This window comes from Thermodesulfovibrio aggregans (genome assembly GCF_001514535.1).
Taxonomy (GTDB): domain Bacteria; phylum Nitrospirota; class Thermodesulfovibrionia; order Thermodesulfovibrionales; family Thermodesulfovibrionaceae; genus Thermodesulfovibrio; species Thermodesulfovibrio aggregans.
Genome location: NZ_BCNO01000003.1, coordinates 242750 through 252201 on the forward strand (window position 1 = coordinate 242750; position 9452 = coordinate 252201).

General features: G+C 34.8%; 12 protein-coding genes. 10 read left to right on the forward strand and 2 right to left on the reverse strand.

The window, feature by feature from the left end; genetic code table 11:
• Nucleotides 1-4 precede the first annotated feature (4 nt).
• The gene (locus TAGGR_RS09845) at nt 5-484 is read right to left on the reverse strand and encodes an Hsp20/alpha crystallin family protein (protein ID WP_059177193.1); all 480 of its coding nucleotides are present in this window, start codon (nt 482-484) and stop codon (nt 5-7) included.
• Between the two features lie 106 nt (nt 485-590).
• On the reverse strand, nt 591-1613 hold the full coding sequence (gene selD, locus TAGGR_RS09850; protein WP_082673657.1) for a selenide, water dikinase SelD: 1023 nt from the start codon (nt 1611-1613) through the stop codon (nt 591-593).
• Nucleotides 1614-1700: 87 nt separating this feature from the next.
• Here selD and mltG point away from each other — a divergent pair, with 87 nt between their 5' ends.
• From mltG to TAGGR_RS09900, 10 genes are all read left to right on the forward strand, one after another.
• Complete coding sequence (gene mltG / locus TAGGR_RS09855; protein ID WP_059177194.1) at nt 1701-2696, forward strand: endolytic transglycosylase MltG; 996 nt, start codon at nt 1701-1703, stop codon at nt 2694-2696.
• Nucleotides 2689-3750, forward strand: a complete 1062-nt coding sequence (gene ispG, locus TAGGR_RS09860; RefSeq protein WP_059177195.1) for a flavodoxin-dependent (E)-4-hydroxy-3-methylbut-2-enyl-diphosphate synthase — start codon at nt 2689-2691, stop codon at nt 3748-3750. The genes mltG and ispG overlap by 8 nt, the downstream gene beginning before the upstream one ends.
• Nucleotides 3751-3801: 51 nt before the next feature.
• Nucleotides 3802-4002 carry a 50S ribosomal protein L31 gene (rpmE, locus tag TAGGR_RS09865; protein WP_059177196.1) on the forward strand — a complete coding sequence of 67 codons (201 nt, stop codon included), beginning with the start codon at nt 3802-3804 and terminating at the stop codon, nt 4000-4002.
• Nucleotides 4003-4086: 84 nt separating this feature from the next.
• Nucleotides 4087-4974: a DUF1385 domain-containing protein gene (locus TAGGR_RS09870; protein ID WP_059177197.1), complete on the forward strand. Its 888-nt coding sequence runs from the start codon at nt 4087-4089 to the stop codon at nt 4972-4974.
• The gene (prfA, locus tag TAGGR_RS09875) at nt 4967-6028 is read left to right on the forward strand and encodes a peptide chain release factor 1 (RefSeq protein ID WP_059177198.1); all 1062 of its coding nucleotides are present in this window, start codon (nt 4967-4969) and stop codon (nt 6026-6028) included. The genes TAGGR_RS09870 and prfA overlap by 8 nt, the downstream gene beginning before the upstream one ends.
• Nucleotides 6025-6852, forward strand: a complete 828-nt coding sequence (gene prmC, locus TAGGR_RS09880) for a peptide chain release factor N(5)-glutamine methyltransferase (protein ID WP_059177199.1) — start codon at nt 6025-6027, stop codon at nt 6850-6852. The genes prfA and prmC overlap by 4 nt, the downstream gene beginning before the upstream one ends.
• 9 nt (nt 6853-6861) lie before the next feature.
• Nucleotides 6862-7368 carry a C39 family peptidase gene (locus TAGGR_RS09885; RefSeq protein WP_059177200.1) on the forward strand — a complete coding sequence of 169 codons (507 nt, stop codon included), beginning with the start codon at nt 6862-6864 and terminating at the stop codon, nt 7366-7368.
• A 9-nt stretch (nt 7369-7377) separates the two neighbouring features.
• Nucleotides 7378-8613, forward strand: coding sequence for a glucose-1-phosphate adenylyltransferase (gene glgC, locus TAGGR_RS09890; protein ID WP_059177201.1), 1236 nt, complete (start codon nt 7378-7380; stop codon nt 8611-8613).
• Nucleotides 8606-8860, forward strand: coding sequence for a hypothetical protein (locus tag TAGGR_RS09895; protein ID WP_059177202.1), 255 nt, complete (start codon nt 8606-8608; stop codon nt 8858-8860). The genes glgC and TAGGR_RS09895 overlap by 8 nt, the downstream gene beginning before the upstream one ends.
• A 94-nt stretch (nt 8861-8954) precedes the next feature.
• Nucleotides 8955-9332, forward strand: coding sequence for a transposase (locus tag TAGGR_RS09900; RefSeq protein WP_059177203.1), 378 nt, complete (start codon nt 8955-8957; stop codon nt 9330-9332).
• Nucleotides 9333-9452: the final 120 nt, after the last annotated feature.

Below are 9452 nucleotides of genomic sequence, written 5' to 3' on the forward strand. Positions count from 1 at the left end.
GAGTTTATTCAATCTGTAGCTTTCTTTCTTTTTTCTTTGCCTCTTCAGTCTTAGGAATTCTTATCTCAAGCACACCATTTTCAAACTTTGCCTTTGCCTTGTCTGTCTGCACATCCACTGGAAGCCTGAATGTCCTTGAGAATGAACCATAGGAACGCTCATATCTGTAATAGTCTTTCTTTTCTACTTTTTCCTCCCTCTTCTTCTCGCCAGATATGGTGATATAGTCATCGGTAATTTTAACTTCAATGTCCTCCTTATTTATACCTGGAAGCTCTGCTTTAACGACCAAGTCATCGCCTTCTTCATATATATCCACTGCTGGAGAAATAAACTCTGCTTCTTCTCTTACTCTCGGAACAAATGACCTGAACAAAGAGAATGGTCTTCTCATAACCTCATCAAAAAGACGCTCAATCTCCTCAAAGGGAGAAAGAATTGAAGGTTCAACCCTTGCAACATCCTTTGTTTCTTTTCTTGTCATAGCTAACACCTCCTTTTATGGTGTTATTGATATTAACTAACTAAATATAACATCAAAAATTCTTTTTTGTCAAGTAGATTCTGTCAAAAATCTTATATAAACTATATCAAATTATCAAAATTTTACTTGAACTTTCCTCTAAAACTTCGCCTACTGCAGTTGCCTGGATTCCACGGGATTTTAATTTTGAAATTAGAGATTGAGCTTTCTCGGATGGCAAAGAAATAAGAAGTCCTCCAGATGTTTGAGGGTCCGAGAGAATATCAAGCGTTACAGGGTCTGTATTACCAGTGTCAACTAATTTTGAACAGTAGTTTACATTTCTTCTTCCTCCTGCTGGAACAATTCCCATGGAGGCAAACTCGTAAACTCTTGGTAGAAGTGGAACCTTATCCTTCCATATTCTTATGGTTACTTTGCTTGCCCTTGCCATCTCAAGAGCATGTCCCAAGAGTCCAAATCCTGTAATATCTGTGCAGGCATTTACACCAACCTCCATCATAACTTCTGAAGCTGTCCTGTTAAGTAAAGCCATGGTTTGAGTAAGAAGCTTTGCTGTCTCCTTGTCAAGAAGTTTTCCTTTAAGTGCTGTTGAAAGAATGCCTGTGCCAATGGGTTTTGTTAAAATCAAAATATCACCTTTTTTTGCTCCCCTATTTGTAACAAATCTCTCAGGATGAACTACTCCAGTGACTGAAACACCATATTTTATCTCGGGGTCTTCAACACTATGTCCACCTATCATGAAAGCTCCTGCCTCGTTGAGTTTATCAGCACCACCTTTCAAAATTTCCTTTAAAATTGATTTATCCATGTCATTTATTGGAAAGCATACGATGTTAAGTGCCAGAATAGGTTTTGCACCAGCTGCATATATATCACTTAATGCATTTGCAACAGCAATCTGTCCAAAATCATAGGGATCATCAACAATTGGTGTGAAGAAGTCGATGCTCTGTACCAATGCGATTTCATTATTTAAACGATAAATTCCTGCATCAGACCAGTCTTCAGAGCCAACCAAAATATTCGAGTCCTTTGGTAAAGGAATATATTTAAGTATTTCTTCAAGGTCCCCTGGACCTATCTTTGCTGCTCAGCCAGCAGCCTTAACTTTTTCTGTAAGCATCTTTAATTCCTCTCCAAGTTTTTTTTAAATTTTATCATAATTTTTAATGATTTGCCATTTAACAGTTTTATCTGATAACATTAAAAAATGAACCTGAAGAAAGCCTTAGCCATTGTTTTCCTCTTATATTTTTTATTTCTTGCACTCTACATAACCATAGAACTCACAAAGCCAATTAACATTGCAGAGGATACGGAGGTATACATTCCAAAAGGAACAAGTTTTTCATCAATAGCCAAAATTTTTAAAGAAAAAGGCATCATAAGAAATGAGACTGTTTTTATCATTATTGGAAAAATTTATGGAATTGAGAAAAAGGCAAGAGCAGGATATTATTTATTCACTGAAGAAATGACAGTGCTTGATGTAATCAAAAAACTTCTTGAGGGAAAAATTTTAGAATATACCATAACAGTTATTGAAGGTGACAGTTTATACGAGGTGGCTGAAAAGCTTTCAAAAATAAATCCAGATTTTAAAAATCAGTTGTTTGAGCTTGCTTATGATAGAGATTTTTTGCAATCTTTAAAAATAGATGCACCTTCTTTAGAAGGATATCTTTTCCCTGATACTTATAATATTCCGAAGGGGCTGGAACTTGAAGAAATTGTAAGATTGATGGTAAAGAGATTCTGGGAGGTTTACGATTCAAAGTTAATAGAGAAAACAAAAAAAATTGGCTGGACAGTAAATCAGGTGGTTACCCTTGCATCAATAATTGAAAAGGAAGCAAAGCTTGATGAAGAAAAACCTTTGATTTCAGCGGTTTATCACAATAGATTAAAAATTGGAATGCCTCTTCAGGCAGATCCAACTGCAATCTATGGAATTAAAAGATACAAAGATGGAGTTACAAAAAATGACCTTAAAAACAGATCACCTTACAACACTTACATAATAAAAGGACTTCCTCCAGGACCGATTGCCTCACCCGGATTAAAATCAATCTTAGCTGCTCTTAATCCAGCTAAGGTGCCGTATCTTTACTTTGTATCCCGTGGAGATGGAAGTCATGAATTTTCAACTGATTATAAGGCACATGTTTCAGCTATAAATCAAATAAGAGGAAGCTTAGTTGATTAAAAGAAGAAAAACAAGAAGAATTTATGTTGGAGATGTCTCAATTGGAGATAGTGCTCCTGTCAGGGTTCAGTCAATGACGAAAACAGATACCAGGGATGTAAAAGCTACTGTAAATGAGATAAGAAGGCTTGAAAAAGCAGGCTGTGAAATAGTAAGAGTTGCAGTGCCAGATGAGACCGCTGCTAAAGCTCTTGGAGAGATAAAAAGAAAGATAAAAATTCCATTAATTGCAGACATACACTTTAACTATAAGCTTGCCCTTGAGGCAATTAAGCAGGGAGTTGATGGATTAAGGATAAATCCGGGAAACATAGGAGCAAAATGGAAAGTCAAGGAAGTTGTAAATGCTGCAAAGGACAGGAGAATACCAATAAGAATAGGTGTAAATGCTGGCTCTTTACCAAAAGATTTGATAGAAAAATACGGTCACCCCTCTCCTCAGGCAATGGTTGAGGCAGCAGAAAGGCATATTGAAATTCTTGAAGAGCTTGATTTTCATGATATTAAAATTTCACTTAAAGCCTCAGATGTTATGAAAACAGTTGAAGCATACCGCGCTTTTAGCAGTAAGTATGACTACCCTCTTCATGTTGGAATTACAGAAACAGGACCTGTGCCTGAAGGTGTTGTAAAAAGCTCTATTGGGATAGGGCTACTTCTTCTTGAGGGCATAGGAGATACAATAAGGGTTTCTCTTACAGACTCTTCAGTAGTTGAAGTTAATGTAGCCTATGAAATATTGAGAGTGGCAGGATTAAGACAGTTTGGAGTTGAAATAATAAGCTGTCCTACCTGTGGTAGATGTGAGGTGGATATTAAAAAAATGGTAAGAGAAGTAAAAAGAGCTTTGAGAAATATAAAAGAACCATTAAGGGTAGCTGTAATGGGTTGTTCTGTAAACGGTCCTGGAGAGGCAAAAGAAGCAGACTTTGGAGTGGCAGGTGGTCGTGGACAGGGAATAGTCTTTGCAAAAGGGAAAATTATAAAAACCGTTAAAGAATCTGAACTTGTAAAGGCTTTGATTGAGGAGATTAAGAAATCAATTGCTTGCTAAAAAAATATTTTTCAGGATAAAATTAAATATTAAACTTTTACGGAGGTTAGAATGAAAGAAAAAATTCATCCTGAATACAAAGAAGCAAAGGTTATATGTGCCTGTGGTGAAACATTTATTACCCGTTCAACAAAACCTGTAATCAAGGTTGATATTTGTTCCAAATGTCATCCTTTTTATACTGGAAAACAGAAAATTGTTGACACAGAAGGTAGAGTAGAGAAGTTCATGAAAAAATACGGTAAAAAGTAAAAATTAAAAACTTTTTAAAGGGGTTAGAATTGAATTTTATCTTTCTAACCCCTTTTTATTTGTATTGAGAGGAGAGTATTTTATATGAAGGATATCACAATTGGTGGACAGGCTGTAATTGAAGGTGTGATGATGAAATCAAAAGAAGGATGGGCTGTTGCTGTAAGAAATCCTGAAGGTGAGATTGTAATAAAATCAGAAAAGCTTAAAAAACCAAGTATGTTAGCAAAAATTCCTTTAGTGCGAGGTTTTTTTATTCTTATTGAAACGTTATGGCTTGGCATGAAAGCAATAGATTTTAGTAGTAAAATCGTATTTAAAGAAGAAAAATCAAGTCCCTGGAGTCTTGCTTTATCACTTTTTCTTGCATCTGTCATTGGAGTAATTCTCTTTATCCTTTTACCCCTGTATCTGACTAAATTGTCAGGCTATTTTATTTCAATGATATCTACAAATTCCTTTGTTTTTAACCTTATTGATGGTATTCTGAGGGTATTTGTATTTATAGGTTATGTTCTTGTAATAAGTATGCTGTCCATGATGAGAAGAATTTTTGCCTATCATGGTGCTGAACACAAGGTAATAAATGCCTACGAGGCAGGTGAAACTCTGACCGCTGAAAATGTGGAAAAATATTCAAGATTACATGTAAGATGTGGAACAAGTTTTATTTTTATTGTTCTTGTAATAAGCATACTCGTATTTTCAATGATTCCATCTTCGTGGAGTTTTGTTTTAAAGGCTCTATCAAGAGTTATTCTTTTGCCTTTAATTGCAGGAGTATCTTATGAAATATTAAAAATTTCTGCTAGATGGCGTAATAATATAGTAGGCAGGGTTATTACATTTCCCGGTTTAATTTTTCAAAAAATAACAACCCGTGAGCCAGATATTGAGCAGATAGAAGTTGCCTGCCAATCATTAAAGGCTGTTTTGAATCTCTCTGAAAAGGAGGTAAAAGCAAATGCTTGAAAAATTAATGGACGTGGAAAATAAGTATGAGAAAATAACTCAGGCACTTTCAGACCCGAAAGTGCTTTCAAATAAAGAGGAATACATGAAATACTCGAGAGAACAGGCAGAGCTTGAGCCAATTGTTACAAAATTTAGAGAATATAAAAAAATTCTTAACCAAATACAGGAAGTTGAAGAAATAATTAAAGATGGAGACTCTGATTTAAAGGAACTTGCTGAAGAAGAATTACAAAAATTAAAAAAGATAAAACCTCAAATTGAACAGGAACTTAAAATTTTGCTTTTACCAAAAGATCCAAGAGATGAAAAAAATGTAATCCTTGAAATCAGAGCAGGCACAGGCGGTGAGGAAGCTGCACTCTTTGCTGCAGACCTCTTCAGAATGTATGCAAAGTATGCAGAATCAAAAGGATGGAAGATAGAAATTATTGACAGTCATCCTACAGGATTGGGAGGATTTAAAGAGATAATTGCCACAATTTCTGGTAAAGGCGCTTTTAGCAAACTGAAATATGAAAGTGGTGTTCACAGAGTTCAGAGAATTCCTGTGACAGAAGCATCAGGCAGAATTCATACATCTACTGCAACAGTAGCTGTACTTCCTGAAGCAGAAGAAATTGATATAAAAATTGATGAAAAGGACTTAAGAATAGATACTTTCTGTTCTTCAGGACCTGGTGGACAGTCCGTAAATACAGCCTATTCAGCAGTAAGAATTGTTCATATCCCCACTGGAATAATTGTTCAATGTCAGGATGAAAGATCACAGATTAAAAACAGAGAAAAAGCTATGAAGGTTTTGAGAGCTCGCTTACTTGAGATGGAAAGACAGAAAAAGGAAGCTGAAAGAGCAGCTGAAAGAAAAGGACAGGTTGGAACAGGTGAAAGAAGTGAGAGAATAAGAACTTATAACTTTCCTCAAAATAGAGTAACAGATCATAGGATTGGACTTACTCTTTATAAACTTGAACAGATTTTGAATGGAGAGATTGATGAGATAATTGATGCTCTAATTGCTCATTATCAAGCTGAAAAACTTAAAGAGATGTGAAAGCTCTTGATAAAATAAGAAAAATTCTCAATGAAAACTCTCTTGATATCAAAGAAGTTCAAGAAATTGTCTGTCATGTTCTGAAAGTTGAAAAAACTCAACTTTATACTAAAAATCCTGAAATAACTTCCAATGAAGAAAAACTTATCAATCACCTTATTGAAAGAAGACTCAACAGAGAACCTCTTCAGTATATTCTGGGAGAGTGTATATTTTATAACATAAAAATAAAAGTAGGTCCTGGAGTGCTGATTCCAAGACCAGAGACAGAAATAATTGTTGAAGAGGTTATTAGAAGGCAGAATCTAATTAAAAAAACAGGATACAGAGTCCTTGATTTATGTACAGGTTCAGGATGTATTGCTCTGGCTGTTGCCAAAAACATACCCCAATTTCATGTTTTCGGTATTGACATCTCAGAAAAAGCAGTAATGTATGCTAAAAAAAATAAAGTTCTGAATAATGTAGAAAATATTAATTTTGTTGTAGGTGACCTATTTGAACCTTTTAAGGAAAAAGTATTTTCCTGTATCACAGCAAATCCTCCTTACGTAAAGACAGAAGAGGTCTTCAATCTTCAGCCAGAGATTAGAGATTTCGAGCCTTTCGAAGCACTGAATGGAGGAGTTGATGGACTTAATTTTTACAGAAAAATTATAGAAAATGCTCATAAGTATCTCTTGAAAGACGGATTAATTTTCTTAGAAATTGGGATGGGACAGGCTGAAACTGTACAAAATTTAGCATTGGCTGAAGGCTTTGAAGTATTAGAGATAGTGAAAGACCTTGCAGGAATTGAAAGAGTTATGATATTAAAAAAGTGAGAGGTTTAGATGAAGGCGTTTTTTTCTATAGTCTGTTCGTTTTTAATCTTATTTGCCAGTCCTATTTATGCTCAAGAACATATAATAGAATCTGTTAAATTTTTCCCTTCCGAAGACTATCAATGCGGTCCTGCATCATTAGCCATGGTTTTAGATTTTTGGGGGTTGAAAATTACTCCAGAGGAAATAGCAAGAGATATTTACAGTGAAGGTGCTCGTGGAACTGCTGATTTTGAGATGATTCTATTTGCGAAAAAAAATGGTTTTAAAGCCACCCAATACAGCGGAAACATTGAAGATATAAAAGAAAAAATTAAATCTCAGAGACCTCTAATTGTAATGACCGATGAAGGTTTCTGGTTTTACAAAAAATATCATTACATGGTTGTTGTAGGATTTGATAACTCTAATGTTATAGTAAATTCAGGAATTGACCAACATAAAAGAATAGATTTCGAAAGTTTTATAAAAAAATGGGAAAAAACAGAATTCTGGACTCTTTTAATAGAAAAATGAGGAGGTTCTATGCCAAAGGTCTTAGCAATAGTTCTTGCAGGAGGAAAGGGGGAGAGACTCTTTCCCTTAACTTCTTTCAGATCCAAACCTTCTGTACCTTTTGGAGCAAGATATAGAATCGTTGATTTTGTTTTGAGCAATCTTGTAAATTCTCAAATTTACTCAATTTATCTTCTTGTTCAGTATAAATCTCAATCACTAATTGAGCATATCAGGCAAAATTGGTTTTTTACCTCTGTTGGAAGTAATCATTTTGTCACTGTTGTTCCGCCACAGATGCGCATGGGACCTGAATGGTTTCAAGGAACAGCAGATGCAGTATTTCAAAATATGGGATTAATTAAAGAGCATAAACCCGATATAGTTATCATTTTCGGTGCCGATCACATTTACAGAATGGATATAAGACAGATGATAAAATTTCACATTGAAAAAAATGCTGAGGTTACTGTAGCTGCAAGACCTGTGCCACTGAGGGAAGCTTCAGCATTTGGAGTGATTGTTGCAGACTCTGATCAGAGAATTGTAGGATTTCAAGAGAAACCAAAACAACCTCAGCCTATGCCCGATAATCCTCAAATGGCTTATGTTTCAATGGGTAATTATATTTTTAATACAGATATTTTAATTAACGCTTTAATAAGTGCTGAAAAGAAAAAACAGAATGACTTCGGTGCTCATGTTATTCCTGAACTTGTTGAAAGAGGAGCAAAAGTTTATGCCTATGACTTTGCAACAAACGAAATTCCGGGGATAAAACCCTATGAAGAGCGAGGTTACTGGAGAGATGTTGGAACAATAAGAGCATATTTTGATGCCCATATGGATATGCTTGGAGAAACACCAGTATTTGAAATCTATAACAAAATGTGGCCCATTTACCCTGCAAAATATGAGGGACCACCTGTAAAAATACTTGATGGAGAGATAAAAAATAGTATTATTGCCGATGGAGCTCTTATCTATGGAGGTAAAATAGAAAACTCATTCATAAGAAGTGGTTGTATAGTAGAAAAAGGTGCGGAAATTAAGGATTCACTTATAATGGATGATGTTGTGATTAAGAGAAACAGTAAACTTTACAGAGTTATAGTGGATAAAAAAAATGTAGTTTACGAAGGAGAAGAGATAGGTTTTTCACCTGAAAAGGATCGTTTTCGTTGTCATATAGACTCATCAGGAATTTGTATTATTCCAAGAGCAGCAAGATACAATGACTGGATAAAAGAGTTTAGTAATGTTTAGAAATTGCTTAATCATCATTTTTTTGTTGATTTTTTGCCTGTCTCTACCTGTTCAAGGTCAGAATAAGAAGAAGATTTTAATTCTTAACTCCTACCATCAGGGATTAAGCTGGACAGACAATATAGTGAAGGGTATTAAAGACACATTAAAACCTTTGGACAGTGAGATTGATTACTACATTGAATACATGGACACCAAGCGTTTTTATGGAGATAAATACTTTGAAAAAATTTTTAAGGTAGTGTAAAATTTTTTATGTGTAAAATTGACAGAGCAATAAAAGAGGGTGTATCCTCCATTAATTTAACCAAAAATCAAACAAAGAAAGGAGGAATACACCCATGAAAGAAAAACCTTTAACTAATTTAAGATTACCAGATTTATGGAAAGAATTCAACAGTAATTTTAATGAATCCTTCTGGGAAGAATTTGAACAAAAAATGAAGTTAATGAAGAAAAAGTTTATTGAATTAGCATTACAAGAGGAGATAACAGCACTTACAGGGGCTCAAAAATATGAAAGAACCCCAGAGAGAGTTTACCGTAGGAATGGATACTGGAAGAGATACATAATCCTGAAAGATGGAAAACTTCAGATTAACATGCCCAGACTAAGAGAGACAGGTTTTCAAAGTATTTATCTCCATAAAAACGCTTGGTGTCCATGTATTCAATGTAGTAATCAATCTCACTGTCCAAAGGTTTTAATGTGTCTTTAATACCCTTCACTATATTGTCTGTCCAGCTTAATCCCTGATGGTAGGAGTTAAGAATTAAAATCTTCTTCTTATTCTGACCTTGAACAGGTAGAGACAGGCAAAAAATCAACAAAAAAATGA

Excerpts from the sequence above, each read along its gene's own strand:
- TAGGR_RS09845 (WP_059177193.1), bottom strand. The coding sequence starts at position 484 with ATGACAAGAAAAGAAACAAAGGATGTTGCAAGGGTTGAACCTTCAATT.
- mltG (WP_059177194.1), top strand. The coding sequence starts at position 1,701 with ATGAACCTGAAGAAAGCCTTAGCCATTGTTTTCCTCTTATATTTTTTA.
- rpmE (WP_059177196.1), top strand. The coding sequence starts at position 3,802 with ATGAAAGAAAAAATTCATCCTGAATACAAAGAAGCAAAGGTTATATGT.
- TAGGR_RS09870 (WP_059177197.1), top strand. The coding sequence starts at position 4,087 with ATGAAGGATATCACAATTGGTGGACAGGCTGTAATTGAAGGTGTGATG.
- prfA (WP_059177198.1), top strand. The coding sequence starts at position 4,967 with ATGCTTGAAAAATTAATGGACGTGGAAAATAAGTATGAGAAAATAACT.
- TAGGR_RS09885 (WP_059177200.1), top strand. The coding sequence starts at position 6,862 with ATGAAGGCGTTTTTTTCTATAGTCTGTTCGTTTTTAATCTTATTTGCC.
- glgC (WP_059177201.1), top strand. The coding sequence starts at position 7,378 with ATGCCAAAGGTCTTAGCAATAGTTCTTGCAGGAGGAAAGGGGGAGAGA.
- TAGGR_RS09895 (WP_059177202.1), top strand. The coding sequence starts at position 8,606 with ATGTTTAGAAATTGCTTAATCATCATTTTTTTGTTGATTTTTTGCCTG.
- TAGGR_RS09900 (WP_059177203.1), top strand. The coding sequence starts at position 8,955 with ATGAAAGAAAAACCTTTAACTAATTTAAGATTACCAGATTTATGGAAA.